19 protein-coding genes are annotated in these 20794 nt (G+C 64.9%); 8 read left to right on the top strand and 11 right to left on the bottom strand.

The annotated features are described in order from the left end of the window. Window positions 1-22: 22 nt before the first annotated feature. From E8E91_RS14145 to E8E91_RS14100, 10 genes are all read right to left on the bottom strand, one after another. On the bottom strand, window positions 23-880 hold the full coding sequence (locus E8E91_RS14145) for an EamA family transporter (protein WP_280376272.1): 858 nt from the start codon (window positions 878-880) through the stop codon (window positions 23-25). A gap of 28 nt (window positions 881-908) precedes the next feature. Then, entirely contained in the window at window positions 909-1571 is a 663-nt protein-coding gene (locus E8E91_RS14140; protein WP_280376271.1) for a response regulator transcription factor, read from the bottom strand. 53 nt (window positions 1572-1624) lie between these two features. Next, complete coding sequence (locus E8E91_RS14135; RefSeq protein WP_280376270.1) at window positions 1625-2170, bottom strand: PQQ-dependent catabolism-associated CXXCW motif protein; 546 nt, start codon at window positions 2168-2170, stop codon at window positions 1625-1627. 139 nt (window positions 2171-2309) lie between these two features. After that, window positions 2310-2804, bottom strand: a complete 495-nt coding sequence (locus tag E8E91_RS14130; RefSeq protein WP_280376269.1) for a hypothetical protein — start codon at window positions 2802-2804, stop codon at window positions 2310-2312. A 17-nt stretch (window positions 2805-2821) separates the two neighbouring features. Then, window positions 2822-3790, bottom strand: a complete 969-nt coding sequence (locus E8E91_RS14125; RefSeq protein WP_280376268.1) for an SCO family protein — start codon at window positions 3788-3790, stop codon at window positions 2822-2824. Window positions 3791-3799: 9 nt separating this feature from the next. Beyond that, a complete protein-coding gene (locus E8E91_RS14120; protein WP_280376267.1) occupies window positions 3800-5905 on the bottom strand; it encodes a multicopper oxidase domain-containing protein in 2106 nt (701 codons plus the stop codon). A gap of 482 nt (window positions 5906-6387) precedes the next feature. Then, entirely contained in the window at window positions 6388-7182 is a 795-nt protein-coding gene (locus tag E8E91_RS14115; protein ID WP_280366559.1) for an ABC transporter permease, read from the bottom strand. Between the two features lie 140 nt (window positions 7183-7322). Further along, window positions 7323-8039: an ABC transporter ATP-binding protein gene (locus tag E8E91_RS14110; RefSeq protein ID WP_280376266.1), complete on the bottom strand. Its 717-nt coding sequence runs from the start codon at window positions 8037-8039 to the stop codon at window positions 7323-7325. After that, on the bottom strand, window positions 8036-9004 hold the full coding sequence (locus tag E8E91_RS14105) for a YVTN family beta-propeller repeat protein (RefSeq protein ID WP_280366553.1): 969 nt from the start codon (window positions 9002-9004) through the stop codon (window positions 8036-8038). Before E8E91_RS14105 ends, E8E91_RS14110 begins: the two co-directional genes overlap by 4 nt. A gap of 23 nt (window positions 9005-9027) precedes the next feature. After that, window positions 9028-10224, bottom strand: coding sequence for an ABC transporter substrate-binding protein (locus tag E8E91_RS14100; RefSeq protein WP_280376265.1), 1197 nt, complete (start codon window positions 10222-10224; stop codon window positions 9028-9030). Window positions 10225-10377: 153 nt separating this feature from the next. Here E8E91_RS14100 and E8E91_RS14095 point away from each other — a divergent pair, with 153 nt between their 5' ends. From E8E91_RS14095 to E8E91_RS14075, 5 genes are all read left to right on the top strand, one after another. Beyond that, window positions 10378-10512 carry a hypothetical protein gene (locus tag E8E91_RS14095; RefSeq protein WP_256873287.1) on the top strand — a complete coding sequence of 45 codons (135 nt, stop codon included), beginning with the start codon at window positions 10378-10380 and terminating at the stop codon, window positions 10510-10512. A gap of 571 nt (window positions 10513-11083) precedes the next feature. Next, window positions 11084-11521: a cytochrome c-550 PedF gene (pedF, locus tag E8E91_RS14090; RefSeq protein WP_280376264.1), complete on the top strand. Its 438-nt coding sequence runs from the start codon at window positions 11084-11086 to the stop codon at window positions 11519-11521. Window positions 11522-11526: 5 nt separating this feature from the next. Then, on the top strand, window positions 11527-12405 hold the full coding sequence (locus E8E91_RS14085) for an ABC transporter substrate-binding protein (RefSeq protein ID WP_280376263.1): 879 nt from the start codon (window positions 11527-11529) through the stop codon (window positions 12403-12405). Between the two features lie 13 nt (window positions 12406-12418). Beyond that, window positions 12419-13168, top strand: coding sequence for a quinoprotein dehydrogenase-associated SoxYZ-like carrier (locus tag E8E91_RS14080; protein ID WP_280376262.1), 750 nt, complete (start codon window positions 12419-12421; stop codon window positions 13166-13168). A 9-nt stretch (window positions 13169-13177) separates the two neighbouring features. Beyond that, window positions 13178-14113, top strand: a complete 936-nt coding sequence (locus E8E91_RS14075; protein ID WP_280376261.1) for a quinoprotein relay system zinc metallohydrolase 1 — start codon at window positions 13178-13180, stop codon at window positions 14111-14113. 116 nt (window positions 14114-14229) lie between these two features. Here the strand turns inward: E8E91_RS14075 and E8E91_RS14070 are convergent, their stop codons facing one another. Continuing rightward, the gene (locus E8E91_RS14070; RefSeq protein WP_280366540.1) at window positions 14230-15243 is read right to left on the bottom strand and encodes a hypothetical protein; all 1014 of its coding nucleotides are present in this window, start codon (window positions 15241-15243) and stop codon (window positions 14230-14232) included. 227 nt (window positions 15244-15470) lie between these two features. Here E8E91_RS14070 and E8E91_RS14065 point away from each other — a divergent pair, with 227 nt between their 5' ends. The 3 genes from E8E91_RS14065 (at window position 15471) to E8E91_RS14055 (ending at window position 20790) form a co-directional block, all read left to right on the top strand. Continuing rightward, window positions 15471-17255, top strand: coding sequence for a methanol/ethanol family PQQ-dependent dehydrogenase (locus tag E8E91_RS14065; protein WP_280376260.1), 1785 nt, complete (start codon window positions 15471-15473; stop codon window positions 17253-17255). A 314-nt stretch (window positions 17256-17569) separates the two neighbouring features. After that, window positions 17570-19153: a methyl-accepting chemotaxis protein gene (locus E8E91_RS14060; protein ID WP_280376259.1), complete on the top strand. Its 1584-nt coding sequence runs from the start codon at window positions 17570-17572 to the stop codon at window positions 19151-19153. A 116-nt stretch (window positions 19154-19269) separates the two neighbouring features. Continuing rightward, complete coding sequence (locus E8E91_RS14055) at window positions 19270-20790, top strand: aldehyde dehydrogenase family protein (RefSeq protein WP_280376258.1); 1521 nt, start codon at window positions 19270-19272, stop codon at window positions 20788-20790. Window positions 20791-20794: the final 4 nt, after the last annotated feature.

Below are 20794 nucleotides of genomic sequence, written 5' to 3'. Positions count from 1 at the left end.
CGCCGTGCGCACGGGTGGCGCCTCAAGCCCGCTCCGGCACCGCCTGGAACTTCGCCTGCAGCACCAGGGCGATGCCACCGAGGACGGCCATCGATACCAGCGCCAGGCGCAGGCTGATGTGTTCGCCCAGCAGCAGGGCGCCGCCGAGTGCTGCGAGGACCGGGACGCTCAGCTGTACGCTGGCGGCCTGGAGGGCGCCGAGGCCGGGGAGGGCGCTGTACCAGATGGCGTAGCCGATGCCGGAGGTCAGGGCGCCCGAAAGCACGGCGTAGATGAGGCCCGGCAGGTCGAGGCGCAGTTGGTCGATGAAGGGCAGCATGAGCAGCGCGGCGAAGGGCAGGGCGCGGATGAAGTTGCCGGCGGTGGCCGCCAGCGGCAGGCCGGCCTGGCGCCCGAGCAGGGTGTAGGCGCCCCAGGCGAGACCCGCGAGCAGCATCAGCAGGCCGCCCACCAGCGGCGGTGCGCTGGCACCGGGCAGCAGCAGGACCACCAGTCCCCCGGTCGCCAGGGCGAAGCCCAGGGCCTGTTGCAGGTTCAGGCGTTCACCGCGCACAAGGCCAAAGACCACCATGCACAGCTGCACCGCGCCGAACAGAAGCAGCGCCCCGGCGCCGGCGTCCAGTTGCAGGTAGGCGTAGGAGAAGGCGGCGGCGTAGACGAACAGCGCCGCGGCCGCGCGCCAGTTGCCGGTGGCGGCCAGGGGCTGACGGCGCAGGCGCAGCAGCAGCCAGAGCATCAGGGCGCCGGAGGCGATGCGGATGGCGGTGAAGCTCACCGCGTCTATGTCGGTGTGCTTGAGGGCGAGTCGGCAGAGCAGGGAATTGCCGGCGAAGGCCAGCATGGCCAGGGCCGTGAACAGCAGCGTGCGGGCGGCAGGCATGGTCGTCCTTAGGGAAGTACCCGGATGGTCAGCGACGCAGGTAAGCAGTGAAGTCGATATCGCTGGCCGAGAGAATGGCCTGCACCCGGTTGTGCACGTTGAGCTTGCGCAGGATGGCCGAGACATGGGCCTTCACCGTGGTTTCGGCGATGTCCAGGTTGTAGGCGATCTGCTTGTTGGATTCGCCCTTGGTCATCCGCTCCAGCACCAGCAGCTGCTTGCGGGTCAGGGCCTGCAACAGCTCGGGCGGGATGCTGGCTTCTTCGTGGTGGCGGCGCGGCGAGGCCTTCTGGGTGCGGATGATGTCCGATGGCAGGTAGACGTTGCCGTTGAGTATCTGCTCGATGGCATCGGTCATCTGCGCCCGTGGCGAGGACTTGGTGATGAAGCCCACCGCGCCGTAGGTGATGGCCTGCAGCACCACCTGCTTGTCCTGCTCGGCGGAGACGATCACCACCGGCACCGTCGGCGCCTCGTTGCGCAGGTTGATCAGCCCGTTCAGGCCGTGCATGCCGGGCATGTTCAGGTCCAGCAGAATCAGGTCGAGGTCGTCGTGCTCCTGGGTCAGCGCCAGGGCGCTGTCCAGGTCGGCGGTCTCCATCACTTCGCTTTCCGGGAAGCCGTCGCTGATGACGTTATGGATGGCTTCGCGGAACAGCGGGTGGTCATCGGCAATCAGGATTTTGTACACGGCCTTTCACCTCGTTTTTCTCATTATGGTGCGGCATGCCCGGACACGCCGGATCAGGGGAAGGGCACGGGACGGGCGGGCTCCAGGGGCAGGCCGGCCTGCTCCCAGGCGTCGATGCCGTCACGGTACCAGTAGAGGTTGGTGTAGCCCAGAGCGGCGGCGCGCTTCACGGCGTTCCAGCTGAGCCAGCAGTCGGAGCGGCAGTAGAACACCAGGGCGCGGTCGTGTCGGCCGCCACTGGCCAGTTGCAGGTTGCGGCGGAAGTAGTCCTGCCATTGGGTGCTGAGTTCGCCGTCACCGGTGTTGGCCAGCCAGAGACTGCCGGGCAGGTTGGCATGGGGTTCGTCTTCGATGAATTGCCCTTGCAGCCACTGGCGGCGGTAGACGTCGACCAGCAGGGTGTCGGGCTGCGCCTGCAACTGGGCCTGGAGCTGGGGGGTATCCAGGGTCCGGGCGGCTTCGGCCTGGGCAGGCGTGGGGCTGCGGTAGCGCGTCAGGCGGTAGCCGTCGGCGGAGAACAGCGGGGTGTCGGCCGTCTCGCCGGCGAAGGCGGGCAGCGCGAGGGCAATGCAGGCGAGGCAGGTGAGTAAGCGCTTCATGGCGGACGCTCTGTTCTTTTTATGCAGCCATTACAGGCCAGCGCCGCTGCTTTTGGTATTCGACGTTGAGAGGGGGAAACCCGTACCAAAGTAGTAGGTGGCCCTGCCGGTCCCGCATCCGGCAGCGACCACCGACAGGTCAGAAGTCAGGCGTGGAGAAGGTTCCGGTGGCTGCGATCAACTGGCCCTGGTCGACGTTGAAGGTCAGTTGGAAGGTGGCCAGCACCGGGATTGACGTTGCCGTGGCCTTGGCGTTGACCGGCGTGATGAGGAAGTTGAGTTCTACCACGTCGGTCGCACGCAGCTCACGCACCACGCGGTTTTCACCATGGGCGAAGAAGCGGGTCTTGCTGGTCATCCCGTCCCCCACCACGTTGACGAAGTCGATGAACAGGACGGCGCCCGGCGGCCCATTGAAGTCGGCGTCGCTGAATTCGGTGCTCCGGATGCGTGCGATACCCTTCAGGCTGATGTCCTCGGTGGCGGTAGTCACGGTGCCGGTGATGGGTATCAGCAATTGGTCCGCCCTGCGGGTGAACAGTGGCAGGGCGTTGGCGATGCCCGATGCCGTGGCGGCCACCAGGCCGGCGAGGGTCAGCAACGTGGCGGGTAGATGCCTTCGATCGATGTTCATCTGTACCTCCTCGACCCTCAGGGGGTCGCCAGGCTCCCCTCGCTCGGCGGGAGAGTGGGCGACGACACCGACGGCCCTGATGGGGTCGCGCCTTGTTGTTCGAGATAGTGGATCAGTGCCTCCACGTCCTCGTTGCTCAGGTGAAGGTTGGGCATGCGCACCTGGTTGTGGCGGGCGAACAGCTCCATGGCGATCGGGTCCCGCTGCTCCAGCATCTGGTCCGGGGCCGTGATGAAGCGCCGTAGCCAGTCCTTGTCGCGCCGCGTGGTCACCCCTTGCAGGTCGGGCCCCAACGCCTCGCCCTTGCCAATGGTGTGGCAGGCCGCACAGGTCTTGCGGAACAGCAGGCGGCCGGCATCGGCGTTGGTGATGGGCGGCACGTTCGTATAGCTCTGGGCAGCCACTCCGCGCTGGTTCTGCCAGCCCAGCAGGAAGGTACTGAGCTTGGCCGCGAGGAAATTGGGGTTGTCCAGGGTGGATTGCCGCATCCACTGGCCAGTGGCTTCATTGCCTACCGACAGGCTGGTCAGGTGTGCGTCCGGGTCCTCGGCATCGGTGCTGGACCACAGGCCCAGCTTCCTCTGCGCCAGGCGAATGTCCTCCGGCTTGCCGGTGAGGAACAGCCAGTTCGGCCCCGCGTGGAACTTCTCGGCATAGGCCTTGAGCACCTCCGGCGTGTCGGTTTCTGGGTCGACGGTGATGGAGTAGAAGTGGATGTTCGCGGCCTGGTCCCCTAGCTGTTTCTGCACCCTGGCCAGATTGGCCGTGCTGAGCGGACAGCTGTCCGGGCAGGAGGTGAAGATCATGTTGATCGCCACCAGCTTGCCTTTCAGCAGGTCCTGATAGAGGTGCACGGTCTGGCCGTCCTGGGTGACCAGAGGCACATCGGGGAAGTAACCGGGGCCCCAGGGCTGCGCCGCGTGCGTAGCCCCGGTGGCCGTCAGCGCACTGACGGCCAGTAGTACCAGCCATTTCAAGCCGCCCATGGCGACCTCCTAGCGGAACGCGGTGGGCAGGATCTCGTCAGGTGCCACGAACTTGACGCCCTGTGGCGTTGGAACTGGCGTTGGCAGCGGCCGCAGGAAAGCGCCGCCGGCATCGTCGATCTCCCAGCGCAGGAGCATGGCGTTGTCTTCGTGGGTGGTGTTGTGGCAGTGCTCCATGAACATCCCGCCGAAGTCGCGGAACTGCATGGTGAGCGTGACGCTGCCCCCTGGGTGCAGGCGGTACACATCCTTGCGTCCCCGTTCCCAGGCCGGCACGTTGCTCGCCTTGCCGTCGCGGGCGAGGATCTGGCCTTCCTCGAAGTGGATATGGATCGGGTGATCCCAGCCACCGCCGCCATTTCTCAAGGTCCAGATTTCGCGGGTGCCAAAGCGTGGCCCGGCCGAGATCCGTCCGAAGTCCGCCGCCAGTGTGGTAACCCCGTCGACCTTGATGCCCCACGGGCCCAGGAAGCTGGTGATCGGGTCGGTGCTGTTCTGCTTGGCGCCACGGCCAAACTCGAAGGTGCGCTGGGCTGCGACCGGAATGGTCGTCAGGTCCGGGTTCACGATCAACTGGTCCGGCACCTGGCTGACATCGGGTCGGGCCGGGTCACGCACGATGCGGAACTCCAGGAAGCGACCGACGCACGGGTCGCTGGAGTTGCCCGACATGGCCTCGCGCAGGGACAGGTCCTCCTTGGGCTTGCGGCCATTCTCGTGTTCGGCGAGGTTCACCAGCCACACCTTGTCACCGACCTTGTAGCGCTTGAAGTCGATGACGATGTCGTAGCGTTCGGCGATGCCGATTTCGTCCAGCGTGTTGAGCACCACCGGCGTCGGCAGCAGGTTGCCGTCATTGGCGATCTGGATCATCGGCGAGGCATCGCTCAGGGACAGCTTGAAGAACCGTGCCACCGCCGCATTGAGGATGCGGAAGCGGTACTTGCGCCGTTCCACTTCGAAGTACGGCTTGTAGACCAGGTTCACCGTCATCACATCGCCGAGGAACCCATCGAAGTCGAAGATATCCATGGCCAGTTGGCCGTCCTGGTCCCAGGCCTTGTCGGCGAGCATCAGGTTCACGTCGTAGTCGAGGTTGCCGAACGACTTGGCCGAGCCACTGGGCAGGCGCAGGTTCACGCCGTCGTTCAACTCCTCGTTGCCGCGGTCCAGGCTGCTGTAGATGTTGAACATCCCGGCGTTGCCCTTGTACACGTTCTGCGAGGTGAAGCTGAACATGTGGTCGTGGAACCAGTGGGTGCTCATGGTTTCGTGGAAGTCACCCTGGACGTTCTCGATACCACCGGCATCGTCGGGCGAACCACAACGCGGGTCGTTGGCGCCCGTGTTGACGGTGTTGTAGCCACCGTGGCAGATCGGGTAGTGGTAGTCGTAATACTGCCGGGGGAAGAAATAGGCCCCGGTGAATCCGTCGTTCTCCGCCCCATGGTGGCCGTTGTGTTCATGGGTACTGATGGTGTGGATACCGAAGCCTCCGTTCTGCGCTGGATCATCCGGCAGACGGTTGTGGTGACGGAACAGGATCGACTCGTGATAACGGCCGATCAGCAGCTTGGGCGGCAGGGTGCCATTGAAGGTCCATAACGCCAGCGGTCCCTGGTCCGGCAGGTTGGGGTGGAAGCGCGGCTTGAAGGCCGCAGAAGCGTTGATGCCGGAGTTCAGGCTCGACGGCACACCGGGGTTGTAGACAGTGTTGGGCTTGGCGCCCTCCTGGGTGACCTCCACCGCTACCTGGGGTGGGAAATTCGTCCACTGCTGGTGGGCCCAGATCGGTCCCGGTGGCCGTCCCTCGATGGGGCCGGTGCCACCGCCCAGTACGGCGGGAACCGGTTGCTGCTTGGTGTTGGCCTGTTCGGTCGGGTCAGGGCCGGGCACGCGCGGAAATGCGGGAATGGGGTTCATCACACCCGCGCCGAAGGTGAAGGCCTTGCGCGGCAACACATCAAAGCGCGGCATGGGTTGGGTGAAAGGTTGTACGCCGAACAGTGGGCTGGGTGACAACCCCGTGGGGATGTCGAACGTCTCCGCGTAGGCGCTGCTGGAGAAGGGAGTCAGGCCGTGTACGGGAACCAGCAAGCCACTGGAAGTCGCCAAGCCCCATTTGATGAAGTCGCGTCGTGTGACTTCCCCTTTAGTAAAGGCATTCGCCAGGTCAGCGAAATTCTTCCGTGCATGTTCAGCTTCCCTGAGGCGTGCCCTTGACGCGTCTCTCGGAAGGTACATTCAGTCCTCCACGTACTCTCGACCCCTTTAACCCAAGCAACGGGAAAATGCCTTGGTCCGTGGCTACGCCAAAGGAAGCTGGGGCGCAGTGGATGCACAGGTGATCACGCTAACTGACCCTGGCTAGTCCTCACACAAAAGGGCCGCGACAGCTTGCAGAGACGAAGGAAGAACCTCCTGCACTTGTACCTTTTTCGTTCAATCGAAACATATTGTTACTGGTGGCCAGATGCCGTCAATTGGTATTCGGACCGCTGTCAGGCGCTTTATGACTAATGATTTGCCTTTGATTCCCAACGGACGCATACAGCTTTGCGCTGTAACCCGGCCTTAACAAAGGGTGTTTTTTGCCCTCAGCCGGATTTGCGCAACGCGGCGTGCTGGGGGTTGAAGCTGAGCATCGCGGCGATGGCGAAGAACAGGGTCAGCGCCAGGCAGACGACAGTCGCCAATCCGTTGAAGCGCTCATAGAGGGCGAAGCGCACCATCTCCACTGCATGGCTGAACGGGTTCAGGGCGCAGAGCCAATACAGCCACTCGCTTGCCTCGCGCATCTTCCACAAGGGGTAGAGCGCCGAGGAGAGGAAGAACAGCGGGAAAATCACGAAGTTCATCACCCCGGCAAAGTTCTCCAACTGGCGGATTCCGTTGGACAGCAACAGGCCCAGGGCGCTGAGCAGCAGTGCTGCCAACAGCAGCGCAGGCAATGCCGACAGCAGGCCGAAGGGAGGAGGCTGCACACCGTAGAGCCAGGCGATGGCGAGGAAGGCGTAGACCTGCAGCAGTGATACCAGCGATGTGGCCAGCAGCCTGGCGCCCAGCAGGAAAGGACGGGGCAGGGGGCTGGTGAGCAGCAGGCGCATGCTGCCCATCTCGCGGTCGTAGACCATCGACAGCGAACCTTGCATGCCGTTGAACAGCAGGATCATGCAGGCCAGTCCCGGGACTATGTAGGTCTCGTAGGTGATGTAGGTGTCGTAGGGCTCGATGATGGCGATGCCCAGTGCCGCACGGAAGCCGGCGGCGAATACCAGCAGCCAGAGCAGCGGGCGCACCAGGGCGCTGAGAAAACGAGTGCGCTGCAGCACGAAACGCAGCCACTCACGCAGCAGGATGCCGCGCAGGCAATGCCAATAGGGAGCGAGCATCGTCACGCCTCCGAATATGGGTAGGGTGCGCCGCGCGCACCGGGGTTTCTGTGCGGGGTCGCTGGTGCGCATGGCGCACCCTACGGTCAAGTTCTTCGCGTAGGGTGCGCCGTGCGCACCGAACCGGTCCGACGAGGCGATCATGCCGTCAGCCGCTCGAACGCTGCAGCGAGGCCGCCTTCCTGCTGTGCGCCCAGGTTGGCGGCGCGATCGTTGGCGATGATCCGCCCCTGGTTGAGCACCAGCAGACGGTCCTCGGGTCGGACCTCGTCCAACAGGTGAGTGGTCCAGAGCACGGCGACGCCTTGCTCGCGGCAGAGCTGTCGCACATGCCGGTTCAAGCCATCGCGGCTGGCCGGGTCGAGGCCGGCGCTGGCCTCGTCCAGTAACAGCAGGCGTGGCTCGTGGAGCAGTGCGCGGGCGATCTCCACCCTGCGCCGGTGGCCGCCATTGAGCAGGCGCACCTTGTCGTGCCGGCGCGGCCCCAGTTGGTGCCGCTCCAGTTCCCGCTCGATGCGCTCGCCCGCCAGCCGGCCCGGCAGGCCGTGGAGGGCGGCGTGGTAACGCAGGTTCTGTTCGACGGAAAGGTCCAGGTCCAGCGTGCTTTGCTGGAACACCACCCCCAGCTTCGCCAGGGCCTTGCGTGGCTCCTGGCGCAGGGAATAGCCGCAGACGCGAATCTCACCCTGGCGCAGGTCGTAGAGCCGGGTGAGCAGGGCGATCAGGGTGGATTTGCCCGCACCATTGGGTCCCAGGAGAGCCGTGAAGCTGCCCGCCGCGAGGTGGAAGCCCACGTCGGAGAGCGCACGACGCGGGCCATAGGAGAAGCCCACGTCGATCAGGTCGAGCGCGTTCATGGCGTCACCACCACGCCCCAGGGATACCGGCCGACCTTGATCGACTTGGTCACCTTGAGGCTCTCGACATCGATCACCGAAACGTCGCCGCTGATGCCATTGGTGGCCAGCAGGCGCTTCTCGTCCGGAGTGAACGCCAGGTGCCAGACGCGCCGGCCCACCAGCAGGTAGTCGAGGACTTCATAGGTCCTGGCGTCCAGCACGGCCACATGGTTGGCCGGGCCCAGGGCGACGAAGGCGTACTTGCCGTCGCGGGTCAGCTTCACCCCCACCGGCTGCACCTTGTCCGGGTGCACGCCTTTGATCTGGAACTTCAGCACCTTCTGCACCTGGCGGCTGGCCACATCGACCACCGTCACCGTGCCGCCGATTTCCGCCGAGGCCCAAAGCAGCTTCCCGTCCGGGCTGAACTCCACGTGGCGGGGGCGCTGGTCCACCAGGGTGTTGTCCACCAGCTGCTGGGTGGCGGTGTCGATCCAGTGCAGCATGTTGGTGGTTTCGCTGGTGTTCACCGCCCACTTGCCATCCGGGCTCACCGCCATGCCTTCGGGCTCCACGCCGACCTGGATCTGTGCCAGCACCTGGTCGCTCTGGGTGTCCACCACCGTCACCAGCGCATCGTCTTCGTTGGAGATGTACAGCCAGCGGTCATTGGGGTGCAGGGCGAATTGCTCCGGGTCGGCGCCGGAGGGCAGCTCCTTGATGATCTTGCGCGTGGCGAGATCCATCACCTGCACCGTGTCGGAATCGCTGGCGCAGATGTAGAGCAGCTTGTTGTCACTGGACAGCGCCAGGCCACGGGGACGCGCGCCCACATCGAGGCTGGCGGTGACTTCAAGGCTGTCCAGGTCGATGACGCTGATGCTGTCGTCCTTCTCGTTGGACACATAGGCGGTGGCGGCCAGTGCCTGGCCGGCGAACAGCAGCAGGGCGGAGCCTATGGCGGCAGCAAGGGGAGTGGGCATGGCGGATTTCCTTCTTGTTGTTGTCAGTTGGCGGCGGTGAAGCGGTGGCAACTGCTCTCGGGGCGGTCGAAGCCCAGGCTGTCCAGCTCGCTCACCGGGTGCAGGAAACCGTCCTGGGGCGAGGTGCTGACCAGCGAGCGTGGCTGCACCAGCGGAATGGGTTGGCGCAGTTGGCCGTCCCAGTCGCGGTAGCTCAGCTTGCGGCCCTTGAAGCCATCCAGCGGCAGGTCGGCGGACAGCGCGAGGGCACGGATGGCCTGGGCGTCGGCGTTCTTCAGGCGGGTCACGGCGCTGGCGATGCTGCGCACGGCAATCCAGGCGGCGAAGTCACGGTCATTCATCCAGCGCCCAGCCAGTGCTTCGAAACGCTTCTGCAGCTGGGCGGCGCCGTAGGTTTCCACCGTCTTGTGCCAGCCGGTGGGGGTCAGGCCCTGGGTGCCGGCCACGGGGCGCGGGTACCAGGTGTTGTAGGGCAGGTACTCGCCGAAATCGCCGCGCTCGTCCGCCACCAGCACCACGTCGTACTCGCTGGCTTGTGTGAACAAAGGCATGTCCGCCTGGGCGCTGCGGCGCTGGTCGTTGTCGAAGGTCCAGGGTTTCTCCTCGACTATCTTCGCGCCGAAGCGCCCGGCGGAGCGGCGCAGGGCGGAGGCGTAGGCCAGGTCGTCCAGCGTTTCGCCGGTCACCAGCAGCCAGCGCTGCCAACGGCGGGTGGCGAGGAACTGCGCCAGGGCGTCGGCCAGCATCGCGCGGTTGGGCAGGCTGTGCAGCAGATTGGCGCGGCACTCGGCACCGCGCAGCTCGTCGCTGGCGCTGCCGGCGTTGAACAGCAGGCTGTCCGGGAGGGCATCGGCCAGTTGCAGCAGCTCCTTCGCCGGGGCGTTGACCACGAACAGGCGCAGGCCCTGTTCATGCAGCGCCCGCGCCTGGGTCAGCAACGCCTCGGGCGTGTCGGTGCGCACGGCGCTCAGCGCGTAGCTCTGCTTGACGAAGCGGCCGGTGCTGTTGCTGTCGATGATGGCGAGTTCGGCACCCCGCAGGCCGGCATCTTCCGGTTCGGGAATCACGTTGGACAACAGCGGGCCGCGCGCGGGCTCCCAGGCCAGATAGCCGATGCGCACCTCCAGGCCGTCGTCTTCAGCGTGGACATGTGTCGCGACCAGGGCGGCGCTGGTCAGCGCCAGCAAGTAGGTTAGGCCGTGGAGCAGGTAATGGCGCATTTCATGGCTCCTCTGAACGTGGAGCCAGCATAGGAATGGGGCAGGGCCTGGGAAATATGAAGAAAGTACCGGTCGGGTGGTACCAAGGTAGTAGAAGGCGGGCGGCGACGAGGCCCTAGGATGACAAAACAAAAACCAGAAGGAAGCCGTCCAATGCGCATCCTCAAACACTTGCTGTTGCCTTTGCTGCTGATCCTCAGCCTGCTCGGCTTCGACCGCGTCGGCCCCTCCGGCATCCAACCCCAGGGCAGTACCTCGGTGTTGCCGGTCATCTGGCTGAAGGATTGAAGCGCCCTGTCGACGCAGCTCATTACTCACCTTGTAGGGGCGAATTCATTCGCCAAGGCCAGCGAAGCTGGGCCCGGTGCAGAAGAGCATCTGTGCGCACGGCGCACCCTACGGTCAAAAGAGTGCCGGCGGGGCACTCATCCTGTGGGGGCGAATTCATTCGCCAAGGACAGCGAAGCTGGCCTCCGGCGAGGGTGAGCACGGCCAGATCAGGACTCATCTGTGGGAGCGAATTCATTCGCGAATAAATTCGCTCCCACAAAGAAGCGCCCTACAACTCACAACAACGCCTTCCTCTCCGGCACCTGCCCCTGGAAGCGAGGCATGTCCTCATAGCGAATCCACGGTCTGATGCGCCAGCGCACACCAGTGATGGGTATCGCTGCGCTCCAGCGGAGCGCCGCCCGCCACATCCTATGGACTGATCCCGTGCCCCATGACTTGGCACTACTACCAAGGAAGTAGGGCCAGGCCACCAAAGCAGGATGGGGGTGTGATCGGGGGCTTCTTACCATTTCCTCACAGCGCCTCACCGGGGCGCCGCCTTGCACAGCTAATGAGGATGTACGTGATGAACAAGAACAGCGCACTGCGCGGCCTCGCATTCCTGGCCGGTCTGACCCTCAGCGGAATCGTCCTGGCCCACGGCGACGTGGTGCCCCAGGCAGTGAACACCGAAGGCCTGGAGCAGTTGGGCAAGGAGTGGCGCGACGAGAACCCCTACCGCGCGCCTTATGCCCAGCATGACCTGGCGGTCGAGATCGGTTCCTCCGCCTACAACCAGAACTGCGCGCGCTGCCATGGCCTGGAAGCCAAGTCCGGTGGTATCGCCCCCGACCTGCGTTTCCTGGAAACCGACGCCAGCGGCGATGAGTGGTTCAAGGAGCGCGTGATCAACGGTGCGGTGCGCGACGGCGCGGTGTACATGCCGAAGATGGCCGACTACCTGAGCCAGGAAGCGCTCTGGGCCATCCGCACCTACCTGGAAAGCGTGCACGTGGACGAGTGATCGCCATGCGCCTGCTGGTTCTGTTGTGCTGGCTGCTGTGCCTGCCTCTGGCGCAGGCACAGGTGCGCCCCTATGACGACATCGTCGACTCGGGCGTGCTGCGGGTGGCCGTCTACGAGAACTTCGCGCCCTACAGCTTCAAGGAAGACGGCAAGGCGCGCGGAGTCGATATCGACCTTGCCAATGCCCTGGCCGAGGGGCTCGGGCTGAAGCTGGAACTGCTCTGGGTCACGCCGGGAGAACGGCTTGACGATGACCTGCGCAACTTCATCTGGAAGGGGCACTACATGCGTCCCGGCGTGCTCGCCGATGTGATGCTGCGGGTGCCTTACGACCGTGACTACTCGCAGAAGCGCAATGACGTGGGCGAGTTGGCCAACGAGCAGGTGGTGATGTTCGGTCCGTACCAGCGCGAACGCTGGCAGGTGGCCTACGACAGCCGGCGCCTGCCCGAGGTGCCGAGCATCGGGGTGTTCCAGTTCCATCCCATCGGCGTGGAGCTGGAAAGCGTGCCGTCCTTCTACCTCACCTCGGTATTCGCCGGGCGCCTGGCGCGCAATACCCACCACTACCAGGGGCCGGCAGCGGCCTTCGAAGGCATGCGCAAGGGTGAGGTGGATGCAGTGATGGCCCTGCGCGGGGAGCTGGACTGGCTGGAGCACCAGGCCCACGACCCACAGATTCTCAACGCCGACAACACCTATCCCAACCTCGGCCAGCCCGAATGGGACATCGGCATGGCGGTGCACGAGAGTAATCGCCAGCTCGCCAACGCCGTGGAAGAAACCCTCGACGGCATGGTGCGCGACGGCCGCATGGAAAAGCTCTACGCCGCCTACGGCCTGCGCTACGAGTTGCCGGGGCTCTATCAGGACGTTCAATAGCCGGAGGTGCGGGATGCACAGGCGTTCGTTGCTGCTGTTGGGATTGCTCGGGGCCAGCGCGCCGTTGCTGGGCGCTGGCCAGGACCCGGTGGAATCGGTCATGTGGGACTACTTCCACCAGCGGATCCTCGGTGGTCAGCCCTTCGTCCACGACCCCAAGGTGGTGCTGGACGCGCCGCCCTTTGCCGAGGATTCGCGCCAGGTGCCGATCCAGGTGGACGCCCGCGCCTATGCAGGTCAGGTGGTGAAGATCATGGCCTGGGCCGAGCTCAATCCGATTCCGCAGATATTCGTCTTCCAGCCCGGCGAGCGGGTGGCGCCGGTGCTGGCCATCCGCATCCGCGTCGAGCAGGCCACGCCCATCCGCGCCGCCGTGCTGACCCGCGACGGCCTCTGGCATATCGGCTCCACGCGCGTCGATGCGGCGGGCGGTGGCTGCACCGCGCCCAGTGTGGTGCGTGCCCAGGCCGGCTGGGAGGATCGCCTGGGCCAGGTCCACGGCGGCCGCTTCTCCCATGGCGGCAGCAATCGCCTGCGTATGCGCATCGACCACCCCATGGACAACGGTCTGGTCGGCGGCATCCCCGAGTTCTTCCTCAACCAGGCGGAATTGCGTGACGCCCGCGGCCAGGTGCTGGCCAGCCTCGAACTGTTCCCGGCGGTGAGCGAGAACCCCACCATCAGCCTGGAAGTGCAGGGCAACGAGGAAGCCAGGTTGTGGTTGCGGGACAACAACGGCAACGAATTCGAGGCCAGTTTCTAAGGAGGGACCATGCGCCTGATCGCCCTAATACTGGCCTGCGTCGCCATCACCGCCCAGGCCGGGCAGGACTACGCACTCAGCCCCAGGCAGATCGCCGAGGGCACCTGGCTGCTGGAAGGCAGCACCGATAACTTCGACAAGGCCAATGGCGGCAACATCGTCAACACCGGCTTCATCGTCACCGAGGCGGGTGTCGTGGTGATCGACACCGGGCCGTCGAAGGTCTACGGCGAAGCCATGCGCCGGGCCATCAAGGCGGTCACCGACCAGCCGGTGACGCTGGTGCTGTTGACCCACCATCACCCGGATCACGTGCTGGGCAATCAGGCCTTCAGCGACGTGCCCATCGCTGCGCTGGCCGGCACCCGCAAGTTGCTCGATGAGCAGGGCAACGCCATGGCGGAAAACATGTACCGCCTGGTCGGGGACTGGATGCGTGGCACTGAGGTGGTGTTGCCGAGCCAAATCCTGGAGCCGGGGGAGCGCGAAATTGGTGGCCATCGCCTGCGCCTGCTGGGGCTGCGCGGCCACACCGGCGCCGACCTCGCGGTGCTGGATGAACGCACCGGCGTGCTGTTCGCCGGCGACCTGGTGTTCTACCAACGCGCCCTGACCACGCCTAACAGCCCCGGTCTGGATGCCTGGCAGGCGGATATCGACACGCTGGAGGCGCAGCCCTGGAAAGTCCTGGTGCCCGGCCACGGACCCATCAGCCAGGACAAGGCACCGTTCGAACAGATGCGTGACTACCTGGGCTGGCTGGACGGGTTGCTGAAAGACGCGGCGGGGAAGGGCGAGGAGATGAACGAGGTGATTCGCACACCCATCCCCCAGCGTTTTGCGTCAGTGAACCTGAGCCGCTACGAGCTGATCCGCACCGTCAGCCACCTCTACCCGAAGTACGAGATGGCGCGGATGCCGAGGGTGGATAGCCCGGCGGAGTGAAGGAAGCCGATGAGCCCGCACAGGCTTCCATTCGTAGGGTGCGCCATGCGCACCGGAAGTCCTACGCAAGATTTTCGGTGCGCGCAGCGCACCCTACGGTCGAGTCTGGGCGGGTCTTACACCAGCTCCGCGTGCTTCAGCTCGCTCTTCAGGTAGGCGTAGTAGATCGGCGCCGCCACCAGTCCCTGCAGGCCGAAGATCGCTTCGAACGCGAGCATGGCGAGCAATAGCTCCCAGGCCCTGGCGCTGATCTGGCCGCCGACGATCCGGGCGTTGAGGAAGTATTCCAGCTTGTGGATGGCGATCAGGTAGCCCAGGGCGCCGACCGCCACCCAGAGGGACACCGAAAAACCGGCGATGAAGATGAGGGTATTGGACATCAGGTTGCCGATCACCGGCAGCAGGCCAAGGAGGAAGGTCAGCAGGATCAGGACCTTGGTCAGTGGCAGGTGGATGTCCATCAGCGGCAGCACCACGACAAGGAAAATGCCGGTCAGGGTGGTGTTCACCAGTGAAATCTTGATCTGAGCGAAGACGATATTGCGGAAGGCGGTGACCAGCAGGGCCATGCGTTCCAGCAGGACGCGACTGAGCGGGCGCAGGGTCTCGAAGTTGGGGATGGGCTGCAGCGCGATGATGGCGCCGAGGATCATGCCGATCAGCATGGTCACGAAGGTATGCGCCGCCCCCTTGCCCAGCAACTGCAGCTGACCGACGTGGGCGCGCAGCCAGTCCATCAGTTCGCGGCGCAGGTCGTCGGCGCTGGCCGGCAGGTAGTTCTCGACAGACGCCGGCAGCTGTGCCCGGGCCTGTTCGGTGAGGGTGATGAACTTCTCCAGCAATTGGCCGGGGTTGTGCACTTCCTGCATGACCACCCCGGCGATCCACACGAAGAACAGCGACAGCAAGCTGACTACCAGTGTGCCCAGCAGTGCCACGGCCAGCCAGCGGGCGCGGCGGCCGCCGGGGATCACCGGTTGCAGGCGGGGCGCCAGGGTGATGACCAGTTCATAGACCAGCAACCCTGACAGCAGGGAAGGCAGGAGTCGGAAGGGCAGTACCAGCAGCAGGCCGAGGAGAACGAGGGCCCAGCTGGCCAGGAGCAGTTGACGATCACTGAAGACTTGCATAGATCCCGGGGCATTGGAGTGTGAAGCAGGGGCGGCAGTCTGCCAGTGGAAGCGGCCGCCGCACAATCGGCAGCTGAAGTATGCGGGGGAATGGCGGTATTGCTACCAACGGAGTAGGAAAATCCGCACTGCGTCCAATTGTTGGCCTCACGTGGCGAACCAAGAATTTGCGGCAGACCGGGAAACTTTCCCGGATCACAACAACAAGCCCGCAGAGGTAGCCGCTAATGAAGCCCGCCACACCCAACCAGCTTTTCGCCCGGACGCTGCTGTGCGTCGCCATGGCGCTGTCCAGCAGCGTTGCCCTGGCCGGTGTCACCGACCAGGAAATCCTCGATGACGCCAAATCCACCGACCAGGTGGTGACCAACGGCCTGGGCCTGCAAGGCCAGCGCTACAGCACCCTGGAAGCCCTCAACAGCGACAACGTGCAGCAGCTGCGCCCGGTGTGGGCACTGTCCTTCGGCGGCGAGAAGCAACGTGGCCAGCAGGCCCAGCCGCTGGTGAAGGATGGCGTGATGTATGTCACCGGCTCCTACTCGCGGGTGTTCGCCGTTGATGCGCGCACCGGCAAGAAGCTCTGGCAATACGATGCCCGCCTGCCGGACGGCATCATGCCCTGCTGTGACGTGATCAACCGTGGCGTGGCCCTCTACGACGACCTGGTGATCTTCGGCACCCTCGACGCCAAGCTGGTCGCCCTGAACAAGGACACCGGCAAAGTGGTCTGGCGCAAGACCGTGGCCGACTACAAGGCCGGCTACTCGATTTCCGCCGCGCCGCTGGTGGTCAAGGGCAAGCTGATCACCGGTGTCGCCGGTGGCGAATTCGGCGTGGTGGGCAAGATCGAAGCCTACAACCCGAAGAACGGAGAACTGCTCTGGAGCCGTCCGACCGTGGAAGGCCACATGGGCTATGTCTACAAGGACGGCAAGAAGGTCGAGAACGGCATCTCCGGCGGCGAAGCCGGCAAGACCTGGCCAGGCGACCTGTGGAAGACCGGCGGTGCCGCGCCCTGGCTGGGCGGCTATTACGACCCGGACACCGACACCCTGCTGATCGGCACCGGCAACCCCTCGCCGTGGAACTCCCACCTGCGTCCGGGCGACAACCTCTACTCCTCCTCGCGCCTGGCGCTGAATCCGGAAGACGGCTCCATCAAGTGGCACTTCCAGACCACACCGCACGACGGCTGGGACTTCGACGGCGTCAACGAGCTGGTGTCCTTCGACTACAAGGATGGCGGCAAGACCGTGAAGGCCGCGGCCACTGCTGACCGTAACGGCTTCTTCTACGTACTGGATCGCACCAACGGCAAGTTCATCCGTGGCTTCCCCTTCGTCGATACCGTGACCTGGGCCAAGGGCCTGGACAAGGAAGGCCGTCCGATCTACGACGACGCCAAGCGTCCGGGCGCGCCGGCTACCGATGGCAAGCACGGCAGCTCGGTGTTCGTCGCGCCGTCCTTCCTCGGTGGCAAGAACTGGATGCCCATGGCCTACAGCCAGGACACCGGCCTGTTCTACGTGCCCTCCAACGAGTGGGGCATGGACATGTGGAACGAGAACATCGCCTACAAGAAAGGCGCGGCCTACCTGGGCGCGGGCTTCACCATCAAGCCGCTGAACGAGGATTACATCGGCGTGCTGCGCGCCATCGATCCGAAGTCCGGCAAGGAAGTCTGGCGCTACAAGAACTACGCGCCGCTGTGGGGTGGCGTCCTGGCCACCAAGGGCAACCTGGTGTTCACCGGCAACCCCGAGGGCTTCCTGATGGCCTTCGACGCCAAGACCGGCAAGAAACTCTATGAGTTCAACACCGGTTCCGGCGTGATCGGCTCGCCCATCACCTGGGAAATGGACGGCGAGCAGTACGTCTCCGTGCTGTCCGGCTGGGGTGGTGCGGTACCGCTCTGGGGTGGTGAAGTGGCCAAGCGCATCAAGGACCTGAACCAGGGCGGCATGCTCTGGACCTTCAAACTGCCGAAGGCAGATACCGTAGCCAAGCGCTGATGCGCTGCAAGGCCCGCCTCGGCGGGCCTTGTTCGTTGGAACTTGGGAAACCATTGAGGACGCAGGATGAAGCCGCTCGGGTAGGGTGCGCCGTGCGCACCGGAGGTTTGACGGGGTGCCGAGGCGGACCCTGGAATCGGTGCGCACAGCGCACCCTACGGTCCAGACCGAGCTAAAGAGATCGACCTTGTGCACGGCATGCTCTCGGCCTTTTCCAGGGCGCTACACCATGTGTTCTACGACCAAGGAACCATGTCGCCTGATGGCGATTCGCCGCTTAATACCCGAAAACAATGACAACAAAGGGATGAGCGATGCGCTACTGCCTGATCCACAGCCTCTTGATCCTCGTCATCGCCGCTGGCGCGGCGTTTACGGGCCTGCCGCCCTGGCTCGGCGTCCTCGTGTTGCTGCCGCTGCCCTGGCTGTTCCGCCAGCAGCCCCAGGCGCGGGCAACGGTAGAAGAGGGCGCCGACCTTTCCCGGCTCACCCGCGACTTGTCCCGGAGTACAAGCCATAACGCCTTGTCCGCTGCCGGGGTCGCCTGGTCCGTGGATCGCCTGGCCGAGCGCCTCAAGTCCCAGTTGCAGGCTGCCGAACGCATCGTCGGCAGCGCTGAGGTGATGATCGCCACCGAGGCCGCCACGTCTGAACTCAGCCAGCAGGCTTTCACCGCCGCCTTTGACGCGCGCCAGAGCAGCGATGAAGGGCGCGAGGTGCTGCAACAGGCCATCGCGCTCATGCAGCAACTGAGCCTCAGGGCCGGCGCCAGCCGCGAGCTGATCGCTACCCTCAGCCAGCGCAGCGAGGAAATCCAGCAAGTGGCCCAGGTCATCCAGTCCATCGCCAGCCAGACCAACCTGCTGGCGCTCAATGCTGCCATCGAGGCCGCGCGGGCCGGCGAGCATGGTCGTGGCTTTGCTGTGGTGGCGGACGAGGTGCGTGGCCTGGCCGGGCGCACGGCCAGCGCCACCGGTGAAGTGGGCCAGATGGTGGCCGACATCCAGCGCCAGACCGCACTGGTGGTGGAACAGATCCAGCAGCTCTCCACGGACCTGGAGGCCGGGGTCGGCCAGGTGGAACTGACCGGCCGCCAGTTGGAGAAAATCGCCGGACTGGCCGCTGCAGTGGAAGGGCAGGTGGACGAGATCGCCCGTGGCGCCCGGACCAACCGCGACCAGCTCACCGGGCTGTTCGAGGCGGTGGGGCAGATGCGCAGCGATCTGGGCATGAGCGATGAACAGACCCGCCGCCTGGCCGCAGCCGCCAGCCAGTTGGAAGGGCAGGCCGAAACCATCAGCGAGCGCCTGGCGGAAGTGGGGCTGGACGACTACCACCAGCGCATCTATGACCTGGCCCGCGACGGCGCGAGTGCCATTGCCGCGCGCTTCGAACGTGATGTGCAGGAAGGGCGTATCAGCCTCGACGACCTCTTCGACCGCCGCTTTCAGGTGGTGCCGGGTACCTACCCGCAGAAATACAGCTCGCGTTTCGACCGCTACACCGACCTGGTCCTGCCGGATATCCAGGAACCCCTGCTCAAGCAGCACGAGGGGCTGGTGTTCGCCATCGCCTGCACCCAGGAAGGCTATGTGCCAACCCACAACAAGGCCTTCAGCCAGGCACCCACCGGCGACCCCGAGCAGGACATGGCCCGCAGCCGAAGCAAACGCATGTTCAACGACCGCACCGGCCTGCGCTGCGGCAGCCACCAGCAACCGCTGCTGCTGCAGACCTACACCCGCGATACGGGCGAGCTGATGCACGATCTCTCGGTGCCGATCATCGTCCAGGGCCGGCACTGGGGTGGGTTGCGGCTGGGGTATCGGCCGGAGCAGGCGGCGACTCCAGCTTCGGGGAAGAAGGCTCTGGCGCGGGCCTCGGCGCCCGCCAACTAATACCAAATGACGAGGGCGTCTCTCCCATGGGCGCATACCGGGGCTGGGCAACGGCTGACTAAGATCGGTCCACAACTTGCCCAGCCGGGCAGGTACCGACCAGAGAGAGCAACGCCATGATCTACGCACAACCAGGCACTCCGGGCGCCGTCGTCACCTTCAAGCCGCGTTACGGCAACTACATCGGCGGCGAATTCGTCGCGCCGATCGGTGGCCAGTACTTCACCAACACCTCTCCGGTGAATGGCGAGGTGATCGCCGAATTCCCCCGTTCCGGCGCCGAAGATATCGAGAAAGCCCTGGACGCCGCCCACGCCGTCGTCGATGCCTGGGGCCGCACCTCGGTACAGGACCGCGCCCTGATCCTGCTGAAGATCGCCGACCGCATCGAGCAGAACCTGGAAGTCCTGGCCGTCACCGAAACCTGGGACAACGGCAAAGCCGTGCGTGAAACCCTGAACGCCGACATTCCGCTCGCCGCCGACCACTTCCGCTACTTCGCCGGCTGCATCCGCGCCCAGGAAGGCGGCGCCGCCGAGATCAACGAGAACACCGTCGCCTATCACATCCACGAACCGCTGGGCGTGGTCGGCCAGATCATTCCGTGGAACTTCCCGCTGCTGATGGCTGCGTGGAAACTGGCTCCGGCCCTGGCCGCCGGCAACTGCGTGGTGCTGAAACCTGCCGAGCAGACCCCGCTGGGCATCGCTGTGCTGATGGAGCTGATCGGCGACCTGCTGCCGGCCGGCGTGCTCAACGTGGTGCAAGGCTTCGGCAAGGAAGCGGGCGAAGCCCTGGCCACCAGCAAGCGCATCGCCAAGATCGCCTTCACCGGCTCCACTCCGGTGGGTTCGCACATCCTCAAGTGCGCCGCCGAGAACATCATTCCTTCCACCGTGGAGCTGGGCGGCAAGAGCCCGAACATCTACTTCGAAGACATCATGCAGGCCGAGCCGGCCTTCATCGAAAAGGCTGCCGAAGGCCTGGTGCTGGCCTTCTTCAACCAAGGTGAAGTCTGCACCTGCCCGTCCCGTGCCCTGGTGCAGGAATCCATCTACCCGGCGTTCATGGCCGAGGTGATGAAGAAGGTCAAAGCCATCAAGCGCGGCGACCCGCTGGATACCGAGACCATGGTCGGCGCCCAGGCGTCGCAGCAGCAGTTCGAGAAGATCCTCTCCTACCTCGACATCGCCCAGCAGGAAGGCGCGGAAGTGCTCACCGGCGGTGCCGCCGAGAAACTGGAAGGCGGCCTGTCCACCGGCTACTACATCCAGCCGACCCTGCTGAAGGGCCACAACAAGATGCGTGTGTTCCAGGAAGAAATCTTCGGCCCGGTGGTGGGCGTTACCACCTTCAAGGACGAAGCCGAAGCCCTGGCGATCGCCAACGACACCGAGTTCGGCCTGGGTGCCGGCCTGTGGACCCGCGACATCAACCGCGCCTACCGCATGGGCCGTGGCATCAAGGCCGGCCGCGTGTGGACCAACTGCTACCACCTGTACCCGGCGCACGCCGCCTTCGGTGGCTACAAGAAGTCCGGCGTCGGCCGCGAAACCCACAAGATGATGCTCGACCACTACCAGCAGACCAAGAACCTGCTGGTGAGCTACGACATCAACCCGCTGGGCTTCTTCTGATCCC

This window comes from Pseudomonas sp. BN515 (assembly GCF_029873155.1).
Classification (GTDB): Bacteria; Pseudomonadota; Gammaproteobacteria; order Pseudomonadales; family Pseudomonadaceae; genus Metapseudomonas.
This window is presented reverse-complemented; position numbering and strand designations above follow the sequence as displayed.

Coding starts and splice junctions, on each gene's coding strand:
- E8E91_RS14075 (WP_280376261.1), top strand. CDS start 13,178: ATGCGCCTGATCGCCCTAATACTGGCCTGCGTCGCCATCACCGCCCAG.
- E8E91_RS14145 (WP_280376272.1), bottom strand. CDS start 880: ATGCCTGCCGCCCGCACGCTGCTGTTCACGGCCCTGGCCATGCTGGCC.
- E8E91_RS14105 (WP_280366553.1), bottom strand. CDS start 9,004: ATGCCCACTCCCCTTGCTGCCGCCATAGGCTCCGCCCTGCTGCTGTTC.
- E8E91_RS14110 (WP_280376266.1), bottom strand. CDS start 8,039: ATGAACGCGCTCGACCTGATCGACGTGGGCTTCTCCTATGGCCCGCGT.
- E8E91_RS14095 (WP_256873287.1), top strand. CDS start 10,378: ATGCGCATCCTCAAACACTTGCTGTTGCCTTTGCTGCTGATCCTCAGC.
- E8E91_RS14060 (WP_280376259.1), top strand. CDS start 17,570: ATGCGCTACTGCCTGATCCACAGCCTCTTGATCCTCGTCATCGCCGCT.
- E8E91_RS14070 (WP_280366540.1), bottom strand. CDS start 15,243: ATGCAAGTCTTCAGTGATCGTCAACTGCTCCTGGCCAGCTGGGCCCTC.
- E8E91_RS14065 (WP_280376260.1), top strand. CDS start 15,471: ATGAAGCCCGCCACACCCAACCAGCTTTTCGCCCGGACGCTGCTGTGC.
- E8E91_RS14055 (WP_280376258.1), top strand. CDS start 19,270: ATGATCTACGCACAACCAGGCACTCCGGGCGCCGTCGTCACCTTCAAG.
- E8E91_RS14085 (WP_280376263.1), top strand. CDS start 11,527: ATGCGCCTGCTGGTTCTGTTGTGCTGGCTGCTGTGCCTGCCTCTGGCG.
- pedF (WP_280376264.1), top strand. CDS start 11,084: ATGAACAAGAACAGCGCACTGCGCGGCCTCGCATTCCTGGCCGGTCTG.
- E8E91_RS14100 (WP_280376265.1), bottom strand. CDS start 10,224: ATGCGCCATTACCTGCTCCACGGCCTAACCTACTTGCTGGCGCTGACC.
- E8E91_RS14125 (WP_280376268.1), bottom strand. CDS start 3,790: ATGGGCGGCTTGAAATGGCTGGTACTACTGGCCGTCAGTGCGCTGACG.
- E8E91_RS14135 (WP_280376270.1), bottom strand. CDS start 2,170: ATGAAGCGCTTACTCACCTGCCTCGCCTGCATTGCCCTCGCGCTGCCC.
- E8E91_RS14130 (WP_280376269.1), bottom strand. CDS start 2,804: ATGAACATCGATCGAAGGCATCTACCCGCCACGTTGCTGACCCTCGCC.
- E8E91_RS14115 (WP_280366559.1), bottom strand. CDS start 7,182: ATGCTCGCTCCCTATTGGCATTGCCTGCGCGGCATCCTGCTGCGTGAG.
- E8E91_RS14080 (WP_280376262.1), top strand. CDS start 12,419: ATGCACAGGCGTTCGTTGCTGCTGTTGGGATTGCTCGGGGCCAGCGCG.